This window comes from Metapseudomonas resinovorans (assembly GCF_002003485.1).
Taxonomy (GTDB): domain Bacteria; phylum Pseudomonadota; class Gammaproteobacteria; order Pseudomonadales; family Pseudomonadaceae; genus Metapseudomonas; species Metapseudomonas resinovorans_D.
Genome location: NZ_BDMA01000050.1, coordinates 111,725 through 137,168, shown reverse-complemented (window position 1 = coordinate 137,168; position 25,444 = coordinate 111,725). Strand labels below are relative to the sequence as shown.

Annotated in this window: 18 protein-coding genes; 5 read left to right on the top strand and 13 right to left on the bottom strand. The window is 64.3% G+C overall.

Annotation, left to right across the window (positions count from 1 at the left end; genetic code table 11):
* Window positions 1–4: 4 nt before the first annotated feature.
* The 12 genes from MnOB_RS13735 to glnE all read right to left on the bottom strand — a co-directional run bounded on the left by MnOB_RS13735 (window position 5) and on the right by glnE (window position 14,596).
* The gene (locus MnOB_RS13735; protein ID WP_234358256.1) at window positions 5–979 is read right to left on the bottom strand and encodes a glycosyltransferase family protein; all 975 of its coding nucleotides are present in this window, start codon (window positions 977–979) and stop codon (window positions 5–7) included.
* Window positions 967–1,866 carry a glycosyltransferase family 2 protein gene (locus MnOB_RS13730; protein ID WP_077524784.1) on the bottom strand — a complete coding sequence of 300 codons (900 nt, stop codon included), beginning with the start codon at window positions 1,864–1,866 and terminating at the stop codon, window positions 967–969. The genes MnOB_RS13735 and MnOB_RS13730 overlap by 13 nt, the downstream gene beginning before the upstream one ends.
* Window positions 1,856–3,613, bottom strand: coding sequence for a carbamoyltransferase family protein (locus MnOB_RS13725; protein ID WP_077524783.1), 1,758 nt, complete (start codon window positions 3,611–3,613; stop codon window positions 1,856–1,858). Before MnOB_RS13725 ends, MnOB_RS13730 begins: the two co-directional genes overlap by 11 nt.
* A 5-nt stretch (window positions 3,614–3,618) precedes the next feature.
* Complete coding sequence (locus MnOB_RS13720; RefSeq protein WP_077524782.1) at window positions 3,619–5,076, bottom strand: lipopolysaccharide kinase InaA family protein; 1,458 nt, start codon at window positions 5,074–5,076, stop codon at window positions 3,619–3,621.
* Window positions 5,073–5,828: a lipopolysaccharide kinase InaA family protein gene (locus MnOB_RS13715; RefSeq protein ID WP_077524781.1), complete on the bottom strand. Its 756-nt coding sequence runs from the start codon at window positions 5,826–5,828 to the stop codon at window positions 5,073–5,075. The genes MnOB_RS13720 and MnOB_RS13715 overlap by 4 nt, the downstream gene beginning before the upstream one ends.
* Window positions 5,825–6,562 (bottom strand): lipopolysaccharide kinase InaA family protein, encoded by a 738-nt coding sequence (locus MnOB_RS13710; RefSeq protein ID WP_077524780.1) that lies wholly within the window; start codon window positions 6,560–6,562, stop codon window positions 5,825–5,827. The genes MnOB_RS13715 and MnOB_RS13710 overlap by 4 nt, the downstream gene beginning before the upstream one ends.
* Window positions 6,559–7,374: a lipopolysaccharide core heptose(I) kinase RfaP gene (rfaP, locus tag MnOB_RS13705; protein WP_077524779.1), complete on the bottom strand. Its 816-nt coding sequence runs from the start codon at window positions 7,372–7,374 to the stop codon at window positions 6,559–6,561. The genes MnOB_RS13710 and rfaP overlap by 4 nt, the downstream gene beginning before the upstream one ends.
* Window positions 7,371–8,492: a glycosyltransferase family 4 protein gene (locus MnOB_RS13700; protein ID WP_077524778.1), complete on the bottom strand. Its 1,122-nt coding sequence runs from the start codon at window positions 8,490–8,492 to the stop codon at window positions 7,371–7,373. Before MnOB_RS13700 ends, rfaP begins: the two co-directional genes overlap by 4 nt.
* Entirely contained in the window at window positions 8,492–9,553 is a 1,062-nt protein-coding gene (gene waaC, locus MnOB_RS13695; RefSeq protein ID WP_077524777.1) for a lipopolysaccharide heptosyltransferase I, read from the bottom strand. Before waaC ends, MnOB_RS13700 begins: the two co-directional genes overlap by 1 nt.
* Window positions 9,554–10,597, bottom strand: coding sequence for a lipopolysaccharide heptosyltransferase II (waaF, locus tag MnOB_RS13690; protein WP_077524776.1), 1,044 nt, complete (start codon window positions 10,595–10,597; stop codon window positions 9,554–9,556). It lies immediately after the preceding gene.
* Window positions 10,598–10,696: 99 nt separating this feature from the next.
* Window positions 10,697–11,620: a branched-chain amino acid transaminase gene (locus MnOB_RS13685; protein WP_077524775.1), complete on the bottom strand. Its 924-nt coding sequence runs from the start codon at window positions 11,618–11,620 to the stop codon at window positions 10,697–10,699.
* Window positions 11,621–11,662: 42 nt separating this feature from the next.
* The gene (glnE, locus tag MnOB_RS13680) at window positions 11,663–14,596 is read right to left on the bottom strand and encodes a bifunctional [glutamate--ammonia ligase]-adenylyl-L-tyrosine phosphorylase/[glutamate--ammonia-ligase] adenylyltransferase (protein WP_077524774.1); all 2,934 of its coding nucleotides are present in this window, start codon (window positions 14,594–14,596) and stop codon (window positions 11,663–11,665) included.
* A 280-nt stretch (window positions 14,597–14,876) separates the two neighbouring features.
* Here glnE and aceE point away from each other — a divergent pair, with 280 nt between their 5' ends.
* The 5 genes from aceE to MnOB_RS13655 all read left to right on the top strand — a co-directional run bounded on the left by aceE (window position 14,877) and on the right by MnOB_RS13655 (window position 24,524).
* Window positions 14,877–17,522 carry a pyruvate dehydrogenase (acetyl-transferring), homodimeric type gene (gene aceE, locus MnOB_RS13675; RefSeq protein WP_077524773.1) on the top strand — a complete coding sequence of 882 codons (2,646 nt, stop codon included), beginning with the start codon at window positions 14,877–14,879 and terminating at the stop codon, window positions 17,520–17,522.
* Window positions 17,523–17,533: 11 nt separating this feature from the next.
* On the top strand, window positions 17,534–19,531 hold the full coding sequence (gene aceF, locus MnOB_RS13670) for a dihydrolipoyllysine-residue acetyltransferase (RefSeq protein ID WP_077524772.1): 1,998 nt from the start codon (window positions 17,534–17,536) through the stop codon (window positions 19,529–19,531).
* A gap of 257 nt (window positions 19,532–19,788) precedes the next feature.
* The gene (locus MnOB_RS13665) at window positions 19,789–22,485 is read left to right on the top strand and encodes a sensor domain-containing protein (RefSeq protein WP_077524771.1); all 2,697 of its coding nucleotides are present in this window, start codon (window positions 19,789–19,791) and stop codon (window positions 22,483–22,485) included.
* Between the two features lie 70 nt (window positions 22,486–22,555).
* Complete coding sequence (msrA, locus tag MnOB_RS13660; RefSeq protein ID WP_077524770.1) at window positions 22,556–23,203, top strand: peptide-methionine (S)-S-oxide reductase MsrA; 648 nt, start codon at window positions 22,556–22,558, stop codon at window positions 23,201–23,203.
* Between the two features lie 40 nt (window positions 23,204–23,243).
* On the top strand, window positions 23,244–24,524 hold the full coding sequence (locus MnOB_RS13655) for an HD-GYP domain-containing protein (RefSeq protein ID WP_234358255.1): 1,281 nt from the start codon (window positions 23,244–23,246) through the stop codon (window positions 24,522–24,524).
* Window positions 24,525–24,546: 22 nt separating this feature from the next.
* Here the strand turns inward: MnOB_RS13655 and MnOB_RS13650 are convergent, their stop codons facing one another.
* Window positions 24,547–25,386: a 23S rRNA (adenine(2030)-N(6))-methyltransferase RlmJ gene (locus tag MnOB_RS13650; protein ID WP_077524769.1), complete on the bottom strand. Its 840-nt coding sequence runs from the start codon at window positions 25,384–25,386 to the stop codon at window positions 24,547–24,549.
* Between the last annotated feature and the right edge of the window lie 58 nt (window positions 25,387–25,444).

Here is a 25,444-nt window from a genome sequence, read left to right as displayed (position 1 = left end):
TTGCTCAAAATGGATTGATCCGGGCCCAGAAAGCCTGCCAGGCGGGAACGGGCTCGACCGATGGCCAGGACTCGCCCAGAACCTTGAGAATTCGTTCGGCCAATCGTGGGTGGGAAAGCTGCTGTTCGACGAATCGGCGCCCGCCCTCGGCCAGAGCCCGCTCCAGAGTCGAATCATCGCGCAGCCGTGCCAAGTGGGCCCGCAATTCATCGACGCTGGAGTACAGGAGCAGGTGGACACCGTCCTCAAGGCCGATGGCCGGCTCTTCACTGCCTTGGCGCCAAGCCAGCAAGACACAGCCACAGGCCATCGCCTCGAAGTTCTTTGCCATATACTCGCCCAGGCTGACATCAGCACTGACGAAGTACCGGATGCGGTTCAGCATCTGACGGTAGGGCTCGCCGGGAGCGGTGCGCAATAGTTGCAGCGAATCCTCGGCCGCCAGACGGTCCAGCAATCGCTTCCGGTCCTGGTAGGCAGCGCTGGCGGTCCGGCCTATGAATCCCAACTCGATATCCCGTTCCACACCCTCGAGGAAGATCGATCGCGGGTCATAACCCTTGGGAATGAAGTGGACCTGGAAACCTTCGCCCTTCAATCGCTCGGCGACGCTGGCGCCGGTCACCACGATGCGCGCGTTGGGCAACTCCCTGTAGAAGCGACTGAAGTGACCGCGCCAGCGGGAACTGTCCAGATAGTTCTGGCAGGCGTCCTCTTCGTAGATCAGCAGGCCGGAAACTCTGCTGAGGAAGCGGGTCTGCCGGTGGATGTTCTTGAAATGAAGATCAACAAGAATCCGATCATAACGGGACAGGTCCACGCCGCTTAGTGTGCGTCGCAAATTGCGCTGGGCATCCTTGTCGAGGATCTTCAGCTCGAGATCGACCAGTCCCCGGAGGTGTTCGTAGACGCAGGAAAAGTCTGGTTCCCGTCCAGCCGAGCTGAGCGCGAGGACTTTCATAGGCTTCAGCGCAACCACAGCCGAGCGGCCTTGCGCGTGTAGGACCACTTCAGCAGCACACGCCAATCCGTGCGCAGCGCTTCGCCGTAGTACTTGCGCGCGCCGTCCTGGTCACCGGCCAGCAGGCAGGTGCGGAACAGCGACAGGCAGCGCTGGGCGCGATAGCCGGGCTTGAGCGATTGCAGACCGGCCGGAAGCTTGAGGAAGACTTCGTCGACCAGGTCCAGACCGACCTTGCGGGCTGCTTCGGCGTTGTGGCGCAGGCTGCCGGGATGCTTGTGGATGCGCGCCAGCATCAGGTCGAGGACCTCTACTTGTCGCTGGGTCAGACAATAGGCGAAGACCGGAATGTCCTCGCTGTGGCGCAAGTGCTCGGGATAGGGACGCTCGAGCAGCAGTTCGCGGAGGAACACACAGGCGCCGTGGCTGAGGCCAATCTTCTTGTCCAGCAGGTAGTGTTTGAGACGCTGCGCGGGTTCAGCGGGAACGGTGCTGGCTGGGTGTTCCCGCTCGCGACCATCGGGCTGGACGGCTATGTGGCCGGCCAGCCAGAGACCGACGTCGGGTTGGCGGCGCAGGCGCTCGCAGAGGCCCGGCAGGACGCCGGCAGCCAGCTCATCATCGGCGTCGAGGAGCAGGACATAACGACCCTGGGCCAGTTGCACGCCGTTGTTGCGAGCAGTCGACGGCCCGGCGTTGGCCTGGCGCACGCCCTGGAAAGCAGCGCCGTAGCGCTGGCTCAGGGCGGTGAAGACTGCCGGGGTGTCGTCGGTGGAGCCATCGTCCACGACCCAGAGTTCGACCTCCGGGGTGGCCTGGGCCAGCACCGACTCCACGGCACGCGAGAGCACGCCCGCGTAGTTGTAGGTGGGAATGACGATGCTAAGCAGCGGCTTAGCCGACATTGTCATACCAGTCCTTGCCTTCCTTGACGACGAGGATGTCTTCCATGATCAGGTACTGCAGGTCCGAGCCGTAGAACATGTTCAGCGCGTCGGTGGGCGAACAGATCATCGGCTCGCCGCGACGGTTGAGCGAGGTATTCAGGGACACGCCGTTGCCGGTGAGGACTTCCAGCTCTTTCATCAGGTCGTACCAGCGTGGGTTGTGGCGGCGCTCCAGCACCTGGGCGCGGGAGGTGCCATCCTCGTGCACCACTTCGGCCACGCGGGTCTTCCATTCTTCGTTGACCTCGAAGGTGAAGGTCATGAAGGGCGACGGGTGATCGACCTTGAGCATCTGCGACGCGACGGTATCCAGCATCGACGGGCAGAAGGGGCGCCAGCGCTCACGGAACTTGATCTGCTCGTTGATGCGGTCAGCCACGCCGGCCGCACTCGGGCAACCAATGATGGAGCGGCCGCCGAGGGCGCGCGGACCGAACTCCATGCGGCCTTGGAACCAGGCGACCGGGTTGCCGTCGACCATGATCTTGGCGATGCGCTGCGGGGTGTTCTCGATACGCTTGAACACCGGCTGCTGCGGGTGCTTGGCACAAGCCGCGATAACGTCTTCATTGCTGAAGGACGGGCCGAGGTAGACGTGTTCCATCTTCTCCACCGGCACGCCGCGCTTGACCGATACATAGGCAGCAGCGCCGACGGAGGTGCCGGCATCACCGGAAGCGGGCTGAACGAACAGTTCCTTCACTTCCGGACGGGCGATGATCTTCTGGTTCAGCTTGACGTTCAGCGCGCAACCGCCGGCGAAGGCGATCTTGCCGGTCTCGCGGATGATGTCGCCGAGGTAGTAATCCATCATCTCCAGCGCCAGCTTCTCGAACAGTGCCTGCATGCTGGCGGCGTAGTGGATGTAGGGGTCATCGGCGATGTCGCCCTGGCGCTTCGGCCCCAGCCACTCGATCAGCTTCGGCGAGAAGTAGAAGCCCTTGCCGTTTTCCTTGTAGCGACGGAAGCCGATGACGTTCGCGTAATCGGTGTTGATGATCAGCTCACCGTTCTCGAACTTGGCCAGGCGCGAGAAGTCATACTTGGCAGCGTCGCCGTAGGGCGCCATGCCCATGACCTTGAATTCGCCATCGAGCATCTCGAAGCCGAGGTATTCGGTGATTGCACCGTAGAGGCCGCCAAGGGAGTCCGGATCGAAGAATTCCTTGATCTTGTGGATCTTGCCGTTCTCACCCCAGCCGAAGAAGGTGGTGGCGTACTCGCCCTTGCCGTCGATACCGAGGATCGCGGTCTTCTCCTTGAAGCCGGAGCAGTGATAGGCGCTGGAGGCGTGGGCCAGGTGGTGCTCCACCGGCTCGATCTTCACCTTCTTGGCATCGAAGCCCAGTTGCTCCAGGCACCAGACGATCTTCTTGCGGTAGCGCTTGTAGCGGCGATTGCCCATGAGGATGGCGTCCAGCGCACGATCCGGGGCGTACCAGTAGCGCTTGGCGTAATGCCAACGGGCCTTGCCGAAGAGGCTGATGGGAGCGAAGGGAATGGCCACGACGTCGACGTCGGAAGGCTTAATGCCGGCCTGTTCCAGGCAGAACTTGGCCGACTCGTAGGGCATGCGATTCTTCGCGTGCTTGTCGCGCACGAAGCGCTCTTCTTCGGCGGCCGCGATCAGCTTGCCGTCGATGTACAGCGCGGCGGATGGATCATGGCTGAGAGCGCCGGAAAGGCCGAGAATCGTCAATGCCACGGGGGTTAGCCTCTTTCAGGGCAGGTGCCCGGCACCTGCGGTAAACGTTGATCCAGTAGCTGGTGCAGTGCCGATCCGGCCGGCCAGTTCCTGAGGAAGCGCGCGCGGTCCTTGGCGTAGGCCCGGGCAAAGCTTCCCTCGCTGCGATGCTGGCATACGGCGTCGAGGTCGATCAGGGTCCAGCGGCCGTCCTGCCAGAACAGGTTGCTGCCCTTGAAATCGCCATGGCTGATGCGTTCACGGATCAGCGCGGCGAACAGACGGTCGAGGGCTCGTAATTCGGCTTCGGGTGGAGCACCAGCCCCATCCGGGTCATCCAGATGAGGTCGAAAACGGGCGATTATATCTTGCCCGGAGAGATATTCGGTAATCAGGTAGGCACGGCTGCGCAGCCAGAGGAAACGCCGTTCGATCACGGCCAGCGGACGCGGTGTGGCGATGCCGAGGAACTCGAGGCGATGGCCTTCGCGCCAACTGTGCCAGGCTCGGCTCGGGCGCCAGAAGCGCGTCAGCCAGTGGCCCAGCCCCTTGATGTTGTAGCGCTTGACCAGCAGCTTGCGCCCGCCGAAGGCGACCTCCGCCACGGTGGCAGTGCCTCCCTGCTTCAGCGAGCGCCCTTGAGTCAGCGCAACATCAGGGGCCTGCAGCAGTTCCTCAAGGTCCGCTTGCGCTTCGCGGCGAACCGCACGCAGGCCGAATGCACCGCCAACCACGCTGAACAGGCTGCAATCGCGAGCGATCTTCTTCATATAGTCGCCAAGACGCCAACGCCGCATCCGGGCAATTTCCTTTTCCAGCGCCTCCAGCGGCAAGGCATGTTCGCCGTTGACCAGCAGGTACTGCACCAGCAGCTCCTCCAGGAACGGGTCGAGCTCCGCCGGCAGTTGGGCGAAGAACACCCCCAGATTGGCCATGACCTTGTCCCGGGGAAGCGGAATTCCGGGCGCTTCGGCGCGGATGCCGCCGCCATCGATAACCTGCAGCTTGCCGCCGTGACGCAGCAGATTGTCGAGGTGCAGGTCCTCCTGGGCGAGCCCGGCCAGGTGCAACCGTGCGATGGCGCCGAGCGCCTCGCCCAGCACGGCCTGTTGGCCGGCGGACAGCGGTGCGTCACGTTCGACCTCGCGCCAGGCGTCCCAAAGGCTCTCCGCCGACTCCAGGTACTCGAACAACAGCCAGCCGCCCTGCCCCGCCTGATGCCCATCGCTCAGAAGCTCCGGGGAATCGATGCCATGCTCACGCAGCGCGCGAGCACCTGCGAGTTCGCGATGGAAGTGCCGCTCGGCCTTGCCGCCGACCAGCAGCTTGGCCAGCACCTTGCGTCCTTGCCACAGGGCCACGCCTACGTAGCGCTGCCCGGGCAGCACCCGCAACAGGCTCTGTAGCTCCAGGCCGCCAGCGACGTCCAGGCGAATGGGAAGTTGCGGGCTGCGTCCTGCCTGAGCCAGTTCTGCAAGGGTCATTGCCCGCGCTCCTTGTTGCGGCGGCGACTGGCGAGACGAGCCAGCCAATCGCTGACCTCGGCCGAATCCCGCGGACGCTCCAGATAGCCAGCCAGCAGCTCGCGCACCTCGACCTCACCCCAGGCATCCGCCCGGCGAACCAGGGCTTCCAGGTCCTTGACGCGATCACGACGGCCCAGCAACAGCGGACGAGTCTTCTCCAGATCGATCAGACAGGCCTCGAATCCGTCCTGGGTTTCCCGCAGAAAAACATGCTTGGGATAGAAGCACCCATGCACTTGTCCGGCGCCATGGAGACGGCGTGCCAGGCCCGCTACGACGGCGATGACGTCTGCACGCGGCTCTGCGGCCATCCCGTTCCACAGCTCGAGGTAACTGGCAAGTTCACGCCAGCCGTCCAGGGCACGGGACACCAGGATCGCGCGGCGCTCGCCATCAATCTGGCGGGTACCGAAAAACGCCGCCTGCAGGGCCGGAACGCCCAGGTCCTGGTAACGGCGGATATTGCGAAACTCGCGGGAGAACGTGGGCTCGCCAAATGGCCGCAATACGCTTCGGCTGAGGAAGTTGCTTTGCCGCTTCAGATAGTAGGCAGCGTCACCGAGATCCAGGCGGAACACGCTGCTCCAGCCACCGCGCCCGGTATTGGGCGCATCCACTGCCTCCAGGCGCAGTGCCCAGAGCGAATCGAAGCTGTCCAGGCCGTGGCGGGCGAGAATTTCGCGATCAGCCGCTGCGATGAAGTCGCTCATTCGCGTCCCTCGAAGAACTTGAGAATCTGCCGTATCCGGCGCTTGTCGTTGCGCCCCAGGGTCGGCTGATCCCGGTACTGCAGGTAGAAGCGCAGGCGCTGGCTGCGGCTCAGGTGGTACTTGGCGACCTTGTCCAGGCACGCCAGATCCTTGATGACCCGGTAGTGCAGGAATGGCCCCCACCAGAAAGTGCCGGTCGGACAGTCGATCAGGAACAGGTCGCCCGCTTCGTCGACCAGCAGGTTGCGCCACTTCAGGTCGTTGTGGGCGAAGCCGTGGTCATGCAGGCTGCGGGTGGCCTTGGCCAACTGCCGGCTGACGCGGTCGACCCAACGCGGATCGGCCAGGCGCGCATCGCCCTGCTTGGCCAGTTCCGCCATGTCGATCGTGCCCTTGAGTTCCTGGGTGATCAGCGCCCCACGGTGGAAGGCGCCGGCGCGGCGCTCCTGGCCCCAGCCCACGACAGGGGCGGTGGGAATGCCCCATTTGGCGAAGTGCTTGAGGTTCTGCCACTCGGCCTTGACGCGCGGCCGACCCAGCCAGCGACGCAAGCCCTTGCCCGCGCCCCAGTAACGTTTGACGTAGTAGCGCACCCCACGGTGCTCCACGCGCAGCACTTCGGATAACGGGTCCCCGGTGATCCAGTCACCTTCCAGGGCGAACACCTTGTCGAGGTCAGCGAACAGCTCGGCAACGCCGGCATCCAGGCCCTCTGCCAGTTTCCATTGGCTCACGCCTGCCCTCCCTCGGCGTACTTGCGCTCATAGCGCGAGAGCAGGCGCGCGGCCTTCTGCTCGAGCCAGGCAAGAAGTGCAGCTTCATCCTTCAGCACCTGACGCAGCGGCTGGCGGAAATAGGCCTTGAGGAAGCGCAGCTTGTCGCGACGGGTCAGGCCGATGTTCAGCGCCGAGAAATACAGCCCGGCCAGGTCCTTGTCACGCCAACGTCGCGGCGTGGCGACGCGCGTCTGCGCACGATGCAGGTCGATCAGCGACAGTTTGAAGTCGTCGGCGGTGACCGGCCGTGCAGTGTGCAGCAGGAAGTGGCAGATATAGCAGTCGCGGTGGTTGACCCCAGCGCGGTGCATGGTGCCGGTCATGCGCGCCACTTCGTCGATGAGTGCCCACTTCAACCGCGCCGGCGGCGGATTTCGCGGCCAGTCGACACAGTAGTCTTCGAGGCTGATCGTGGGCGCCAACTCTTCGGTGACGATGAAAGAGTGCTGGTGCGCCGGATTGCTGCCTCGTTCGCCGAACGCCACGGCGGTCATGGTCGGCACGCCGGCTTCATGCAGTCGCTGGATGGCCGCCCATTCCTGGCCGGCGCCGAGTACCGGGGCCTTGGCGGTGACAAGGTTCTTGACGATCTCACCCCAACCGATGCCGCGGTGAATCTTGACGAAATAACCCTCGCCATTCACTTCGGTACGCAAGGTGCGGCGGCCTTCCAGCTCGCGATAGACCTCGCCCTTGAGCGCTTCGACCTCGGCGAAGGCATCGCACCCGGCCCAGAGCTGCTCGAAGGGCGGTTTAAGAACAAGCTTCATGGGCGCTCCGCGAGGATCACGTCCGCCGCGTGCTGCGGCATGCTGTAGAGGTCGGCGCTGTTGGCGAAGGCCAGGCCGTTGGCGCTCCAGCTCGTACGTGCGGCCTGGTCGGCGAGCATCTCCGCGAGCAACTGGTTGAGCGCGTCCTGATCGAAGGGACTGGGCAGCACGCGGCCGCTATCGGCCTCGGCGATGTAGTGGGCGTAGCCACAAACGTCAGTGACCAGCACCGGCAGACCAGCGACCAGGGCTTCCAGCAGTACGGTGCCGGTGTTTTCGTTGTAGGCCGGATGGATCAGCAGGTCGGCGCCCAGCAGGAAACGCGGGATATCGCTACGTCCCTTGAGGATGTCCACCTGGTCGGAGATACCCAGGGTCTTCATCTGCAGCAGGAAAGGCTTGGGATCATCCTGGCCGATGACGATGAGGCGGGTACGTTTCTTCAGCTCGCGGGGCAGCGCGGCCACGGCCTTGAGGCTGCGATCCAGGCCCTTGGTCTTGAAGCCCGAACCGATCTGCGCCAGCAGCAGGTCGTTGTCGCCCAACTTGAACTCGCCACGGAACTCGGCGCGGATTTCCGCGGCATTGGCGGGCGCGCGGCGGTCAGCGGCAATGCCCGGTGGCAACAGGTGGAAACGCTTGGCAGGAGTCGCGTAATGCTTGACGAACAGCGGCTGCTGCACCTCGGAGATCATCAGCACTTCGGTCTTCGATTCGGGAGCGAATACTGCGCGCTCATAGTCGGAGAAATGCTTGTAGCGGCCCCAGCGGCGATAGAGTCCATTGCGCAGGTTTTGCGCCTTGTCTTCGAAGCAGGGGTCGGCGGCGTAGTAGACATCCAGGCCGGGCATCTTGTTGAAGCCGACCACCCGGTCCACCGGACGCCGCGCCAGGTCAGCCTCGACCCAGGCGGTGAATTTCTCATTGCGCTTGTGGTTGAACAGCGCCTTGACCGGCGCGATCAGGACCTCGAAACCTTCCGGGATATCACCTTCCCAGATCATGGTGTAGACGCGAACGGCATGCCCACGGCGCTGGCACTCCAGGGCGATGCGCATGAAGTCGCGCTGCAGGCCACCGAAGGGGAAGTACTTGTAGAGCACGAATGCCAATTGCATCAGTGGATATCCTCGGTCAGCAGCAGGGCTTCCAGCTGGGTCGCCACGCGCTGCGGATTCAGCCGGGTAAAACATAGCGGCTGTTCACGCTTCAGGTCGAACAGGCGGATATCTTCCGCCGACGGCTTGTAGGCGCAGGTCTTCTTCAGACAGGGCGCGCAAGGGAAGTCGCTGCCCAGGTGGATCTGCGACCGCCCGTAGGCGCCGGTGAAACCGGGATTGGTCGGACCGTAGAGCGACAGCGTCGGCACATCCAGCGCAGCGGCCAGGTGGCCGAGGCCGGTGTCCACCGCCACGCAGGCGCGCGCCCCGGCTACCACCTTGGCCATTCCCGCCAGGGATAATCTGGGGAGCACGGCAGCCTTTTCCAAGCCTTCGGCGATACGTTCGGCACGCGCCTTCTCCGCCGCGTTGCCCCAGGGCAGGCGCACGTGCCAGCCATGATCACAGGCACGCTCGGTGAGCTCGCGCCAGTACTTCTCAGGCCAGTGCTTGGTGTCCCAGGTGGTGCCATGGAGGAACAGCAAATAGGGCGATCCGCCCGGCGCATCGGCGAGCTGGGCGCGGTTCAAGCCGTAGTTGCCCACACCTTCCGGCACGCGGTAATCCAGGGCCTGAGCGAACAGCTGACGCACGCGCTCGACGGCATGCTGCCCCCAGGCAACCGGATAGCGCCGGTCATAGAAGTGGCTGGCCAGAGGCTCGCGGGCGGAATCCCGGTCCAAACCAACCACCGGAGCCTTGGTGTAGCGCGTCAGCAGGGCGCTTTTCAGCAGGCCCTGGGCGTCGATCACCAAGTCATAGCGGGCTTCCCGCAGACGGCGCTTGAAGCGGCGCCACTCGCCACTCCTGAGCGTCTGCCAGACGTTCTTGCGCCAGCGCCGAATGGCCACCGGGATGACGTGGGCCACTGCCGGGTGCCAGGCTGGAATCTCGGCAAAACCTTCCTCGACCACCCAGTCGAACTGGATACCGGGAATTGCACGTGCTGCATCGGTCAGCGCTGGCAGGGTGTGGATGACATCACCCAGGGAAGACGTCTTGATCAGTAGTACCCGCACTCAGCGACTCTCCACCAATTCGAGCGGGTCCGGCACCAGACGATCCAAGGCTTCGATCACCGGACGCGGCTTGAGCTCGCGCAGGCAGTTGTAGTGGCCGAAGCGGCAGGTACGGTCAAAGCAGGGGCTGCATTCCAGGCCAAGGCGGACGATCTCCACCTGCTCGGCCAGGGGCGGGGTGAACTGTGGCGAGGTCGAGCCATAGACCGCCACCAGCGGGCGCGCGAGCGCAGCGGCGACGTGCATCAGGCCGGAATCGTTGGACACCACGGCGCTGGCGCAGGAGAGCAGGTCGATGGCCTCTGCCAGGCTGGTTTCACCGGAGAGGTTCACCGCTTCCTCGCGCAGGCCGGGGATCAGGCGCATGCGGATGTCTTCGCCGCCCGGGTGGTCGTTCTTCGAGCCGAACAGCCAGACTTGCCAGCCGGCGCGAATCTTCAGTTCCGCAACCTTGGCGTAGTGCTCGGCGGGCCAGCGCTTGGCTTCACCGAACTCCGCACCCGGGCAGAGCGCGAGCACCGGACGATCCACGTCGAGGCCGAACTTGGCCAGGGCCGCGTCGCGGCTGACCGGATCGATCTGCAACGAGGGGCGCGGATAGGGCTTGGGCAGCTCGGCGTCCGGCTCGAAGGCCAGGGCCATGAAGCGCTCGATCATCAGCGGATAGCGCGACTTGTCGAGCGTACGGATGTCGTTCAGCAGGCCGTAGCGCATCTCGCCCTTCCAGCCCGTGCGCTTGGGAATGTCGGCGAACCAGGGCACCAGCGCCGATTTCAGCGAGTTCGGCAGGAGGATCGCCTGGTCATACTGCCCCGCCAGGGACTTGCCGATCTTGCGCCGGCTGGTGATATCCAGCACGCCGTGGCCGATGGGGAAGCTCAGGGCCTGGCGCACTTCCGGCATGCGCTCGAGGATGGGCCGGCTCCACTCGGGGGCAAGCACGTCGATCTGGCAGTCGGGATGGCGGGCTTTCAGGCACTGGAAAAGTGTCTGCGCCATCACCATGTCGCCGACCCAGGAGGGTCCTACGATCAGAATGTTCATAAGGGCAGTTTCAAGCCTCAGCCTCAAGCGACAAGCCGCAAGCTCCAAGCGGCGATGACCACTTGCAGCTTGCGGCTTGCCGCGTGCAGCTCAGTCGGATTACTTGACCAGGGTGCGCCACTCGCCGTGGGCGGAGGTCTTGCCGGTCACCAGGTCGAAGTAGGCTTTCTGCAGCTTCTCGGTCACCGGACCACGACGGCCGATGCCGATCTTGCGACCGTCCACTTCGCGGATCGGGGTGACTTCAGCGGCGGTACCGGTGAAGAAGGCCTCGTCGGAGATGTACACCTCGTCACGGGTGATGCGCTTCTCGACCACCTTGATGCCCAACTCGCTGGCCAGGGTCAGGATGGTGCTACGGGTGATGCCGTTGAGGCAGGAGGTCACTTCCGGGGTGTACACCACACCGTCCTTGACCAGGAAGATGTTCTCGCCCGAGCCCTCGGCCACGTAGCCTTCCGGGTCCAGCAGCATGGCCTCGTCGGCGCCGCCGGAGATGGCTTCCTGCAGGGCCAGCATCGAGTTGATGTAGTTGCCGTTGGCCTTGGCGCGGGTCATGGAGATGTTGACGTGGTGGCGAGTGTAGGAGCTGGTGCGCACCTTGATGCCGTTGACCAGCGCTTCTTCGCCCATGTAGGCGCCCCAATGCCAGGCGGCGACGATCACGTGGACCTTCAGGCCGGTGGCGCGCAGACCCATGCCTTCGCTGCCGAAGAACACCATCGGGCGCAGGTAGGCGCTTTCCAGGCCGTTTTCACGGACGGCGGCGCGCTGCGCTTCGTTGATCTCTTCCTTGGAGAACGGAATCTCCATGTTGAAGATGTGAGCGGAGTCGAACAGGCGGTCGGTGTGCGCTTGCAGGCGGAAGATGGCGGTGCCGTCCGGGGTGTTGTAGGCGCGCACGCCCTCGAACACGCCCATGCCGTAATGCAGGGTGTGGGTCAGGACGTGAGTGGTTGCTTCGCGCCACGGCACCAGTTCGCCGTCATACCAGATCACGCCATCACGATCGGCCATCGACATATTGCCAGCTCCTCAAGAATTCGATTGGTTCAGCCCGTCGAGTCAGTTCAAGCCCAACTCGCGCCAGATCCGCGTCACGCCTTGGCGCTCCGCGTGGAACTGGTCCCCGCGCACCACCCCCGGTTGCTTTTGCAGGGCCTGGCGGTGGGCTGCTGAACGGTAGGCTTTGTAGGCTTCCTGCAGCAGGCGAACTTCGTCGCCGGTCAGCAGATTTGCCTGTTCCAGGCCATCCAGGATGCGGATGTTATCGGTGTAACGAACCAGCTCGGGATGCTGTCGTGACCAGGCCAGGGCCGCATATTGCACCATAAATTCGATATCGACGATACCGCCGGCATCCTGCTTCAGATCGAAGGCCGCCGCGGCCTCGAAGGCATTCTGACCGGTGCCGGCGGCGGTCTCACGAGTGCCGAGGTTGTCGCGCATCTTGGTCCGCATCTCGCTGACCTCGACACGCAACGTGGCCAGGTCGCGCTCACGGCCGAGCACCGCCAGGCGGACCTGCTCGAACGCGGTGGCGACTCGCGGTGAGCCTGCAAGCACCCGTGCACGCACTAGCGCCTGGTGTTCCCAGGTCCAGGCTTCATTCTCCTGGTAGCGCAGGAAGGCGCCGAGGGAGCTGACCAGCAGGCCCGCCGCGCCCGACGGACGCAGACGCATGTCCACCTCATACAGGGCGCCGGAGGTGGTCTGGGTCGTCAGCAGGTGGATGATGCGCTGCCCCAGACGCGTAAAGAACTGTGCACCATCGATGGGCTTGGCACCGTCGGTTTCGGCCTGCGGGTCGCCGTCATGGATGAACACCAGGTCCAGGTCCGAACCGTGGCCGAACTCCAACCCACCCACCTTGCCGTAGCCGACGATGATGAAATCCGGGTCGCAGAGGCTGCCATCAGCGCGCTTGGGCGTGCCGTGCTTGGCCACGGTATGACGCCAGGACAACGCCAGGACCTGATCGAGGATGGCCTCGGCAAGCCAGGTCAGGTAGTCGCTGACCTTCATGAGCGGCAGTGTGCCGGCGATCTCCGACGCCGCCACGCGCAGGCTGTGGGCCAGCTTGAAATGCCGCAGGGCCTCCATCTGCTGCTCCAGGTCGTCTTCCGGGATGCGCGTCAGGCGCTCGCGCAGCTCCGCAGCCAGCTCGGGGGCCAGCGGCGGACGATAGAGGCGCCCTTCATTGAGCAGTTCATCCAGCAGCAACGGGAAGCGAGTGATCTGCTCGGCGATCCAGGGGCTGGCTGCGCACAGCTCGATCAGCCGCTGCAGGGCACCCGGGTTCTCGGTCAACAGCACCAGATAGGCGGAACGCCGGGCCACCTTTTCCACCAGCGGCAGCACTCGCTCCAGTACCAGGTCGGGCTTGCCGTGCTCCACGGTGAGGTTCAGCAAACGCGGAATGAATGCATCCAGCCGCTCCCGACCAAGACGCTGCATTGCCCGCACCTGGGGGCCGTTGCGCAAATCGGTGAGTCGACGCCAGGCGGCGGCAGGTTCGGCAAAGCCGGCCTCACCCAGTTGCCGGCAAGCACTCTCCTCGTCCAGCGCCTCTTCCCAGAGCGGCAGCCACTCCCCGCCGATGCAGCTTTCGCCGTCGCCGCCCTCTTCTTCATCCGGGTCGGCGATCACCTGCTGGAAGTGCCATTCGACCCGCCCGCGCCAGTACATCAGGCGCTCATGGAAGGCGGTCCAGTCGTCGAACCCCATGATGAAGGCCACGCGCGCGCGATCGAGGTCGTTGTCCGGCAGCATCTGGGTCTGGCGGTCGGCGATCGCCTGCAAGGCATGCTCGGTATAACGGAGGAATTCGTAGCCTTCTTTCAGCTCCGCCACCACTGGCGGCGGGAGATAGCCCTGACCTTCCAGGGTATCCAGGACCGTCAGCAGCGGCCGCTGTTGCAGGCTGAGGTCGCGACCGCCATGGATCAGCTGGAACGCCTGGGCGATGAACTCCACTTCGCGAATGCCGCCGGAGCCGAGCTTGACGTTCTCGGTCATGCCCTTGCGGCGCACTTCCTGCTGGATGAGCTGCTTCATCGAACGCAGCGCTTCGATGGCGGAAAAGTCCAGGTAACGGCGATAGACGAAGGGGCGCAGCATCTGCAGGAGCTGGGCGCCAGCAGCCTGGTCGCCACCCACGGTGCGCGCCTTGATCATGGCGTAGCGTTCCCAGTCGCGCCCCTGGTCCTGGTAGTACTGCTCAAGCGCATTGAAACTGAACACCAGGGGGCCGGAGGAACCGTAAGGACGCAGGCGCATGTCCACGCGGAAAACGAAACCGTCCACAGTGATCGCATCCAGGGCCTTTATCAGGCGCTGGCCGAGACGGGTGAAGAACTCCTGGTTATCCAGGGCGCGCTTGGCCCCCTCGGTCTCGCCACCTTCGGGGTACCCGAAGATCAGGTCGATGTCGGAAGACAGGTTCAGCTCGAAGGCACCCAGCTTGCCCATGCCCAGCACCACCAGATGCTGCGGCAGACCGGAGCGATGGCCGATCGGCGTGCCGAACTGGGCGCAATGGCGGCTATAGAGCCAGTGGTAGGCCAGATCGATGCAGGCGTCGGCGAGATCGGAAAGGTCGCGGCAGGTTTCCGCAAGATCGGCCTGGCGGGTCAGATCGCGCCAGATGATGCGCAGCTGCTGGCGATTGCGATAGCGACGCAGGCGACGACCGAGATCGTCTTCTTCCGTGCAGTCCTCCAACACCGAGGCGATCTGGGCGCGCAGCTCACCAGGTGCCAGCGACCGCTCCAGCTCACCGGTAGCCGCCAGCGCCAGCAGCATTGCCGGGTCGCGCTGGGCCTGATCGGAGACGAAGTCACTGGCGGCGGTGACGCGGGCGAATGCCTGCTGCCGCCCGTCGGGCCAACTGTCGAAGTCCGAGGCTCGCTCGGCGAGGGCAACACGGACGGCAGACAGCGCGCGATCGGCGCTGGGCTGGAGGTTGGCCGAGAGGTCGGCCAGCGGCGGCAGGCTCATGGTCTATCCTTTCTGGGCTGCGGGCCGAGGCTGGGCCCGTGGCTGGCGCAGCGGTGGCGGAACAGCTCTAACTCGGGGATTTCAGCCGACTGCGCCGCGCAGTCTGTAGTTTTACTACGAAAGATTGTATCCAGAGTGCTGAAACCTTCGTCGATTTGTAGTAAAACTACACGAGCCCGGTTCTACCCCCGGTAACAAGAATTTCGCCGCGACCGCCCCACAAGGCCGGCCGTGACCACTGGCATCCGATTCTGGAAGCCTTTCCGCCCTGGAGCAAGCCATGCAAGACCTCGATCCCGTCGAAACCCAGGAATGGCTGGATTCCCTGGAGTCCGTACTCGACAAAGAAGGCGAAGACCGCGCGCACTACCTGCTGACCCGCATGGGTGAGCTGGCGACCCGCAGCGGCACCCAACTGCCCTACGCCATCACCACGCCCTACCGCAACAGCATTCCCGTAACCCACGAAGCACGCATGCCCGGCGACCTGTTCATGGAACGCCGCATTCGCTCCATGGTGCGCTGGAACGCCCTGGCAATGGTGATGCGCACCAACCTGAACGACCCGGACCTGGGCGGTCACATTTCCAGCTTCGCTTCCTCGGCAACCCTGTACGACATCGGCTTCAACTACTTCTTCCAGGCTCCCACCGAAGAGCATGGCGGCGACCTGATCTTCTATCAGGGCCACGCTTCCCCCGGCATCTACGCCCGCGCCTTCATGGAAGGCCGCATCAGCGAAGACCAGATGGTCAACTTCCGTCAGGAAGTGGACGGCAAGGGCCTGTCCTCCTACCCGCACCCGTGGCTGATGCCGGACTTCTGGCAGTTCCCCACCGTCTCCATGGGCCTCGGCCCGATCCAGGCCATCTACCAGGCTCGCTTCATGAAGTACCTGGAAAGCCGCGGCTTCATCCCCGCCGGCAAGCAGAAGGTCTGGTGCTTCATGGGTGACGGCGAATGCGACGAGCCGGAATCCCTCGGCGCCATCTCCATGGCCGGCCGCGAGAAGCTGGACAACCTGATCTTCGTCATCAACTGCAACCTGCAGCGCCTCGACGGCCCGGTTCGCGGCAACGGCAAGATCATCCAGGAACTGGAAGGCGTCTTCCGCGGTGCCCAGTGGAACGTCAACAAGGTGGTCTGGGGTCGTTTCTGGGACCCGCTGTTCGCCAAGGATGCCAACGGCACCCTGCAACGTCGTATGGACGAAGTGGTCGACGGCGAATACCAGAACTACAAGGCCAAGGACGGCGCGTACGTCCGCGAAAACTTCTTCAACACCCCAGAACTCAAGGAAATGGTCCAGGACCTTTCCGACGACGAGATCTGGAAGCTCAACCGTGGCGGCCACGACCCCTACAAGGTCTATGCGGCCTACCACCAGGCGGTCAACCACAAGGGCCAGCCCACCGTCATCCTCGCCAAGACCATCAAGGGCTACGGCACCGGTGCTGGCGAAGCGAAGAACACCGCTCACAACACCAAGAAGGTCGATGTCGAGAGCCTGAAGCAGTTCCGCGACCGCTTCGACATCCCGGTCAACGACGCCGACCTGGAAAAACTGCCGTTCTTCCGTCCGCAGGAAGGCAGTGCCGAGTACAAGTACCTCCACGAGCGCCGCGCCGCCCTGGGTGGTTACGTGCCGCAGCGTCGCGTCAACAGCTTCAGCATCCCGACGCCGCCGCTGGAAACCCTCAAGGCCATCCTCGACGGTTCGGGCGATCGTGAAATCTCCACCACCATGGCCTTCGTGCGCATCCTGGCGCAGCTGGTCAAGGACAAGGAACTCGGCCAGCGCATCGTTCCGATCATCCCGGACGAAGCCCGTACCTTCGGTATGGAAGGCATGTTCCGCCAGCTCGGCATCTACTCCTCGGTCGGCCAGCTCTACGAGCCTGTCGACAAGGACCAGGTGATGTTCTACCGCGAGGACAAGAAGGGCCAGATCCTCGAGGAAGGCATCAACGAAGCGGGCGCCATGTCCTCCTTCATCGCCGCCGGTACCTCCTACAGCAACCACAACCAGCCGATGCTGCCGTTCTACATCTTCTATTCGATGTTCGGCTTCCAGCGTATCGGTGACCTGGCCTGGGCCGCTGGCGACAGCCGCGCCCGTGGTTTCCTGATCGGCGGTACCGCTGGCCGTACCACCCTGAACGGTGAAGGCCTGCAGCACGAGGACGGCCACAGCCATATCATGGCGGCCACCATTCCGAACTGCCGCACCTACGACCCCACCTTCGGCTATGAGCTGGCGGTGATCGTGCGTGAAGGCATCCGCCAGATGACCGAAGAACAGCAGAACATCTTCTACTACATCACCGTGATGAACGAGGCCTACACCCAGCCGGCGCTGCCGGCAGGCGCAGAGGAAGGCATCATCAAGGGCATGTACCTCCTCGAGGAGGACAAGAAGGAAGCCGCGCATCACGTGCAACTGCTGGGTTCGGGCACCATCCTGCGCGAAGTCCAGGAAGCGGCGAAGATCCTCCGCGAGCAGTTCAACGTCGGCGCCGATGTCTGGAGCGTCACCAGCTTCAACGAGCTGCGTCGCGACGGCCTGGCAGTCGAGCGCCAGAACCGCCTGCACCCGGAACAGAAGCCGAAGCAGACCTATGTCGAGCAGTGCCTGACTGGCCGCAAGGGCCCAGTCGTGGCCTCTACCGACTATATGAAGCTGTTTGCCGACCAGATCCGTCAGTGGGTCCCGAGCAAGGAGTACAAGGTCCTCGGCACCGACGGCTTCGGCCGCAGCGACAGCCGCAAGAAGCTGCGCCACTTCTTCGAAGTGGACCGTAACTGGGTGGTCCTGGCAGCCCTGGAGGCCCTGGCAGACCGCGGCGAGATCGAACCCAAGGTCGTGGCCGAGGCCATTGCCAAGTTCGGTATCGACCCTGAAAAACGCAACCCGCTGGACTGCTGAGGAGACGCATTGTGAGTGAATTGATTCGCGTACCCGACATCGGCAGTGGCGAAGGTGAAGTGATCGAGCTGTTCGTCAAGGTTGGCGACCGCATCGAAGCCGATCAGAGCCTGCTGACCCTGGAATCCGACAAGGCCAGCATGGAAATCCCGGCCCCCAAGGCCGGTGTGATCAAGAGCCTGAAGGTCAAGCTGGGCGATCGCCTGAAGGAAGGTGATGAACTGCTGGAACTGGAAGTCGAGGGTGCCGCCGCTGCGGCGCCCGCGCCGGCTGCCGCTCCCGCGCCCAAGGCCGAAGCACAACCCGCCGCTGCGCCGGCCCCGGCTGCTGCTCCGGCGGCCACCGGTTCCAGCGTGCAGGACGTCGTCGTGCCGGACATCGGCACCGACGGCAAGGTCAAGGTCATCGAAGTACTGGTCAAGGCCGGTGACACCGTGACCGCTGACCAGTCGCTGATCACCCTGGAGTCCGACAAGGCCAGCATGGAGATCCCCTCCCCCGCCGCAGGCGTGGTGGAGAGCGTCGAGGTCAAGCTGGATGCCGACGTCGGCACCGGCGACCTGATCCTCAAGCTGCGCGTCGCGGGCGCTGCTCCTGCTGCAGCCCCGGCCCAGGCCGCTGCGCCGGCCGCCGCCCCGGCACCTGCTGCCGCTCCGGCTGCAGCCCCCGCTCCGGCAGCCACCGGCTCCAGCGTGCAGGACGTCTTCGTGCCGGACATCGGCACCGACGGCAAGGTCAAGGTCATCGAAGTGCTGGTCAAGGTCGGTGACACCGTGGCCGCCGACCAGTCCCTGATCACCCTGGAATCCGACAAGGCCAGCATGGAGATCCCCTCGCCCGCCGCCGGCGTGGTGGAGAGCGTCGAGGTCAAGCTGGACGCCGAAGTCGGCACCGGTGACCTGATCCTCAAGCTCAAGGTTGCAGGCGCTGCTGCTCCGGCTCCGGCCGCCGCACCGACTGCCGAACAACCTGCGCACCGCGTACCGGACGGCGCTCACCCGATCGCTGCCGCCGAGGTCGCCGCCATCGCGGCCCTGGCCGCTGCTGCGGCGAACACCACCGGCGTACCGGCGCGCTCCAGCGGTGCCAAGGTCCACGCAGGTCCGGCGGTTCGCCAGCTGGCCCGCGAGTTCGGTGTCGAGCTGAACGCAGTTCCGGCTACCGGCCCCCACGGCCGCGTGCTGAAGGAAGACGTGCAGGCGTACGTCAAAGCCATGATGCAGAAGGCCAAGGAAGCCCCGGCCGCAGCTGCCGCCGGTGCAACCGGCGGTGCTGGCATCCCGCCGATCCCGGTGGTGGACTTCAGCAAGTTCGGTGAAATCGAAGAAGTGGCCATGACCCGCCTGATGCAGGTCGGTGCCGCCAACCTGCATCGCAGCTGGCTCAACGTGCCGCACGTGACGCAGTTCGACTCGGCCGACATCACGGAGCTGGAAGCCTTCCGCGTGGCCCAGAAAGCGGTGGCCGAAAAGGCCGGCGTCAAGCTGACCGTCCTGCCCCTGCTGCTCAAGGCTTGCGCCTACCTGCTCAAGGAACTTCCGGACTTCAACAGCTCCCTGGCCCCCAGCGGCAAGGCGCTGATCCGCAAGAAGTACGTGCACATCGGCTTCGCCGTGGACACCCCGGACGGCCTGCTGGTGCCGGTGATCAAGAACGTCGACCAGAAGAGCCTGCTGCAACTGGCTGCCGAAGCCGCCGCCCTGGCGGAGAAGGCCCGGACCAAGAAGCTCTCGGCGGACGACATGCAAGGCGCCTGCTTCACCATCTCCAGCCTCGGCCACATTGGCGGCACCGGCTTCACGCCGATCGTCAACGCGCCGGAGGTGGCGATCCTCGGTGTGTCCAAGGCCGCCATGCAGCCGGTGTGGGACGGCAAGGCCTTCCAGCCGCGCCTGATGCTGCCGCTGTCGCTGTCCTACGATCACCGCGTGATCAACGGCGCCGCCGCCGCGCGCTTCACCAAGCGTCTCGGTGACGTGCTGACGGACATCCGCACCATGCTGCTGTAACTCGTTTCAAATTCGCGAGCACGCCACGCTCGTACCTCAACCCCGCCCCCTGAGGCGGGGTTTTTTTTGACTACGCGATACCCCAGCGAGCAAGCCGACTGTGCGCTCGCGCACAGTTTCCATGCCCCCCTTCCCACTCGCGAATTGCACCGTGCGGCATGCTTGCCAGTGCCATCATCATGATGCACCCTTGCCCGATGCTTTGAAGAAGTAGGCCGGCCCCTCTACCGGTCAGAGAAGTGGAAGCCCAGCGCCCGATGAAGAGCCATCCCGATGCCACCAGCCGTACGGTGGCCGAGATAGTGACGCAGTTGCCCGTCCCCTCGCGACTGGGCCTGATGCGTTTCGAGCGGCTCAACGAGGCCAGCTGGGCGATGCTTTTCCTCGATCCGAGCTGCGAGCGTTCCCTCGGTCTTCCAGCCAGCGAACTCTGCGCCCTGATCGACGCCCCCTACGCCAGCCTGATGGAACCGGAAACCCGCTATCGACTGCATGACGAGCTACAGCTGCAGCTGGCCAACCACCCGCACTACTCCATCCAGTACACGCTGCATTCACCCAACGGCCCCTTGTGTCTGCAGGAAATCGGCGAGTCTTTCCAGCAGCACGGGCGTCAACTGCTGCGTGGCTACCTGTTGGTGGCAGGCGATGCATCCGAACACAAGGAGCGGCTGAAGAACCTCGACCTGGAGGCCCAGAACAGCCGCCTGCGTACCTCCCTGGAGCTTTACCAGCGCTCCCAGGACGACCACCTGCAACACCTGATCCGGTCCCGTGCCCAGCAAAGCCTGATCGTCCGGCTGGCACGCCATCGCTACAGCTCCAGCAACCCGGCGCAGGAAGCCGCGCAGTTGATCACCCAGGCCGCCTGCGAGGCCTACGATGTGGCCCGCGTCGGCATCTGGCTGCTGGACGGGACTCAACTGTCGGCGGTCGGTCTGTTCCGCCGCGACGAGGATAACCACGAGCATCCGGGCGCGATGGAAATGAGCCAGTTCCCGCGCTACCTCGAAGCCTTGCACAGCGGCCGCGCCATCGATTCCCACAATGCCCAGAGCGATCCGCGCACCAGCGAACTGACCAGTACGTACCTCAAGCCGCAAGGCATCACCGCCATGCTCGATGCCAGCATCCGCATTGGTGGCGAGGTGGTCGGCGTACTCTGTCTGGAGCACATCGGCCCGCCCAGGGTCTGGCAGACCGACGAGATTGCTTTCGCCGGCGAGCTGGCCGACCAGTTCGCGCAGGTGCTGGTGAACCAGCAGCGGCGCCACGCCACCAGCGCCCTGCACCTGTTCCAGCGCGCCGTGGAACAGAGCGCCAGCGCCTTCCTACTGGTGGATCGCGAAGGCCTGGTGGAGTACGTCAATCCGAGCTTCACCGCCATTACCCAGTACAGCGCCGATGAAGTCCACGGCCGCCGCCTCTCGGATCTGCCGGCCCTGGAGAACCTCAGCGAGTTGCTGTTCGACACCAGCTCGGGCCTGGCCGCCTGCAACAGCTGGCAGGGCGAATTCCGCAGCCGGCGCAAGAACCTGGAGCCTTACTGGGGCCAGCTGTCCATTTCCAAGGTGTTCGGTGAAGACGGCGAGCTCACCCATTACATCGGGATCTACGAGGACGTCACCCACAGCAAACTGGCCCAGCAGCGCATCGAAAAGCTGGCCTACACCGACAACCTCACCGGACTCGGCAACCGCCCCTATTTCATCCGTACCGTCGAAGAGCGCTTCAACAGCGACCGCGACACCCCGCTCTGCCTGCTGCTGGTGGATATCGACAATTTCAAGCGAATCAACGACAGCCTCGGCCACCAGACCGGCGACAAGCTGCTGGTGAGCCTGGCGCGGCGCCTGCGCAACAGCCTGAGTCCGAGCGGCATCCTCGCGCGTTTCGCCAGCAACGAGTTCGCTGTGCTGCTCGACGGGGCTGACCTGGAGAATGGGCAGAAGATCGCCGCCCAGGTACTGCAAACCCTCGACAAGCCACTGTTCGTCGACAACCAGCTGATCAGCGTCACCGGCTCCCTCGGCCTTGCCTGCGCGCCTCTGCACGGCCGCGACCCGCAGACCCTGATGAAGCACGCGGGCCTCGCCCTGCACAAGGCCAAGGCCAACGGCAAGCATCAGCTTCAGCTGTTCACCGAGGCGCTGAATGCCGAGGCCAGCTACAAACTGTTCGTCGAGAACAACTTGCGCCGTGCGCTGGCGCAGAACGAGCTGGAAGTCTTCTACCAGCCCAAGCTGTGCCTGAAGACTGGCCAACTTCTCGGGATGGAGGCCCTGCTTCGCTGGCATCACCCGGAGAAGGGCATGATCAGCCCGGACCAGTTCATCAGCGTGGCCGAAGAGACCGGCATGATCATCCCCATCGGAAAATGGGTGATCCGCGAAGCCTGCCGCATGAGCAAGCGCCTCACCGCCGCCGGCCTCGGGGATCTGCAAGTGGCGATCAACCTGTCGCCCAAGCAATTCAGCGACCCCGACCTGGTGGGTTCCATCGCCGCCATCCTCAACGAAGAACAGCTGCCACCCAAGCGCCTGGAGCTGGAACTCACCGAAGGCCTGCTGCTGGAAGCCACCGACGAGACCCGTCACCAACTCAATAACCTGAAGAGCCTGGGCCTTACCCTGGCCATGGACGACTTCGGTACCGGCTACTCCTCGCTGAGCTACCTGAAGAAATTCCCCATCGACGTGATCAAGATCGATCGCAGCTTCATCAAGGACATCCCCGAGAACCAGGACGACAAGGAGATCACCTCCGCGGTCATCGCCATGGCCCACAAGCTCAAGCTCAAAGTGGTCGCCGAAGGCATCGAAACCGCCGCCCAGCTCGGCTTCCTCCGCCGCCAGCATTGCGATGTGGGCCAGGGATACCTGTTCGACAAGCCGATCTCCGGCAAGCACCTGTTCGAAAACCTCGGTCGCTACCCCTGCCGCAAGGCCCCTTGAACAGCCGTTGAAAAACGACCTCGCAATCGGGGTAACATCGGGATTCATTGCAATCCCGAGGAGACGGCTGATGGTCCTGCGTTCGCAAATACTCGCCCACAAACTCGAGCTGCCCAGTGCCGCCCAGGCCCTGCCCGGCCGCGAGACGCCAATGCCGGTGCCCGACAGCCACTACGTCAATGGTCGTCCGCTGCAAGGCCCGTTCCCCGCTGGCCTGCAAGTGGCGCAGTTCGCCATGGGGTGCTTCTGGGGCGCTGAACGGCGTTTCTGGCAACAACCGGGAGTCTGGACCACCGCCGTGGGTTACGCGGGCGGCTTCACCCCGAACCCCACCTATGACGAAGTCTGCTCCGGCCTGACCGGGCACACGGAAGTGGTGCTGGTGGTGTTCGATCCACAGAAAACCAGTTTCGACGAACTGCTGAAGGTGTTCTGGGAAGCGCACAATCCGACCCAGGGCATGCGCCAGGGCAATGACGTCGGTACCCAGTACCGGTCCGCCATCTATTGCTACGACGAAGACCAGTTGGCCGCGGCCCGCGCTAGCCAGGAGCGCTTCCAGGCGGAACTGGAGCATTCCGGATTTGGTGCCATCACCACCGAAATAGACGAGGCGCCTGCCTTCTATTACGCCGAGGCCTACCACCAGCAATACCTGGCGAAGAATCCCGGCGGCTATTGCGGCCTGGGTGGCACCGGCGTGTGCCTGCCAGCCTGAAGAAGGGCAGACGGGGCGGTTACCGAAGGATTAGACTCAAGTGGCCAGTCGCCACCAGTCACTCGGTATGCCGTCCCGACATCACTACATCCAGCCTGAACAGCTCTGCATCGGCCTGTACATCCAACTGGAGCTGGGCTGGTGGGAACACGACTTCGCGTTCAGCAACTTCAAGATCAAGGACGACGCACAGGTTCGGGCCCTGCAGGCCCTCGGCCTGAACCGGCTGCGCTACGACCCGGCACGCAGCGATTGCGAGCCCTTGCCGCCACCCGCCGAAGCGGAATCTCCGCCCCAGGCGCCACTCGCCGAAGACCCGGAAACAAAGGCGCGCCAGGTTCGCAGTGAAAAGCTCCGCCAGCTTCGCCAGCGCGTGGCCGAGGTGGACCGTCGGTTCATCCAGGCCAGCCAGCAGGTCAAGACGCTCAACCAGACACTGCGCAGCCGGCCGGAAGAGGCCGTGAAGCAGGCGGGAGCGATCGTCGTAGAACTGGTCGACACCCTCCTCGGCGGGCCCGGCGCGGTGCTCCACAGCATCACCGGGAAATCCGCCGAAGACAGTTACTTCCATGCACTCAACGTCACGGTGCTAGCCCTGCTGCTGGGCCGTCAGCTCGGTCTGGATGCGGAGGACTGCCATAGCCTGGGCCTCGGTGGCCTCCTGCACGACATCGGCAAGATGGAAGTGCCGACCAAGGTACTGCTGAAAAGCGAGCCCCTGACCAAACCCGAACTGCAATTCCTGCAGCTGCACACGGATTTCGGCCTGAAGATGGGCCAGCGCCTCATGCTCGACGACGAAGTGCTGCGCATCATCCACGAGCACCATGAGCACTGCGACGGCAGCGGCTATCCCCGCGGGCTGAAGGAAGCCGGCATCGGCCGCCTGAGCAAGCTGGTGGCCATCGCCAACCAGTTCGACAACCTGTGCAACCCGCTCGACCCACGCACCGCCCTTAGTCCCCACGAGGCCTTGGCGCTGATGTTCAAGCAGCAGCGCCAGCGATTCGACGAAGTCGCGCTGAAAGCCTTCATCCGCGCCATGGGTGTCTATCCGCCCGGCAGCCTGGTGCAACTGGATGACGACCGCTTCGCCCTAGTGCTGGGCGTGAACCCGTCCCAGCCGCTGAAGCCGACGCTGGTCGTCCACGATCCGGAGATTCCCAAGCAGGAAGCGCTAATCCTGGACCTGGAGCAGGAACCTCGCCTGTCCATCGCCCGCAGCCTGCGCCCGTCCCTGCTACCGCTGGAGGTGCTGGAGTATCTCAGTCCGCGCCGGCAACTGACCTACTACATCGAACCGCAACCAGGCCGCAGCTGATATCAGCAGCGGCCTGCTCCGTTCACTCTTCGATCAGCCAATCCAGCCGCCAGCCGCCCTGGCTCTGCGCCAGGCGTTCGGCGAGCCACGGCAGGGTCTGGCGCAGCTCGTCCTCGATGCCCCACGGCGGGTTGGCAATGGCCAACCCGGAACCGTTCAAGCCGGAGTCGGCGGTGTCGGCCGCATGCACCCGCAGTTCCACGCGCAGCAATTTGGGTGCGCCGCTGGCCTGCAGGCCTTGGTAGAAGCGGCGGAGCTGACGCTGATCCTTGATCGGATACCAGATGGCAACCACGGTCTGGCGCATGCGCCCAATGGCTTCCTTGAGGGCGGTGACGCAACGCTCCAGCTCATCGGCCTGTTCGAACGGCGGATCGATCAGCATCAGCGCGCGCTTCTCCGGCACCGGCAGTAGCGCTCGCGCCAGGTGCCAGCCCTCGCCCAGGTGCACGGCGACGCGGCGGTCGCCGGCCATGTTGTCCCTGAGCAGTTGGCCGTCTTCCGGGTGCTTCTCGTTCAGTTGCAGGCGGTCCTGCGGGCGGGTCAGCCGCCGCGCCAGCTCGGGCGAGCCCGGGTAGAAGCGCAGGCTGCCATCCGGGTTCAGCTCGTGGATCACCCGCAGGTAATCGGCCATGGGCGCGGGCAGATCGGGCAAGTCCCAGAGACGGCCGATGCCTTCGCGCCATTCGTCGGTGCGACTGGCCTGGTCACCCAGGAGGTCGTAAAGGCCAACGCCGGCGTGGCTGTCGAGGATGGCAAAGGGTGCCTCCTTGCGCGACAGCAGGGCGATCAGGCGGGCCAGGGTGAAGTGTTTGAGCACGTCGGCATGGTTTCCGGCGTGAAAGGCATGGCGGTAGTTCATGGGGAATCCTCGCAAGGCGCGCATTCTACCAGCCAGCGCCCAATCACGGCTTCACCCC

Coding starts and splice junctions, on each gene's coding strand:
- MnOB_RS13730 (WP_077524784.1), bottom strand. CDS start 1,866: ATGTCGGCTAAGCCGCTGCTTAGCATCGTCATTCCCACCTACAACTAC.
- MnOB_RS13720 (WP_077524782.1), bottom strand. CDS start 5,076: ATGACCCTTGCAGAACTGGCTCAGGCAGGACGCAGCCCGCAACTTCCC.
- MnOB_RS13715 (WP_077524781.1), bottom strand. CDS start 5,828: ATGAGCGACTTCATCGCAGCGGCTGATCGCGAAATTCTCGCCCGCCAC.
- rfaP (WP_077524779.1), bottom strand. CDS start 7,374: ATGAAGCTTGTTCTTAAACCGCCCTTCGAGCAGCTCTGGGCCGGGTGC.
- MnOB_RS13700 (WP_077524778.1), bottom strand. CDS start 8,492: ATGCAATTGGCATTCGTGCTCTACAAGTACTTCCCCTTCGGTGGCCTG.
- waaF (WP_077524776.1), bottom strand. CDS start 10,597: ATGAACATTCTGATCGTAGGACCCTCCTGGGTCGGCGACATGGTGATG.
- MnOB_RS13685 (WP_077524775.1), bottom strand. CDS start 11,620: ATGTCGATGGCCGATCGTGATGGCGTGATCTGGTATGACGGCGAACTG.
- glnE (WP_077524774.1), bottom strand. CDS start 14,596: ATGAGCCTGCCGCCGCTGGCCGACCTCTCGGCCAACCTCCAGCCCAGC.
- aceE (WP_077524773.1), top strand. CDS start 14,877: ATGCAAGACCTCGATCCCGTCGAAACCCAGGAATGGCTGGATTCCCTG.
- MnOB_RS13665 (WP_077524771.1), top strand. CDS start 19,789: ATGAAGAGCCATCCCGATGCCACCAGCCGTACGGTGGCCGAGATAGTG.
- msrA (WP_077524770.1), top strand. CDS start 22,556: ATGGTCCTGCGTTCGCAAATACTCGCCCACAAACTCGAGCTGCCCAGT.
- MnOB_RS13650 (WP_077524769.1), bottom strand. CDS start 25,386: ATGAACTACCGCCATGCCTTTCACGCCGGAAACCATGCCGACGTGCTC.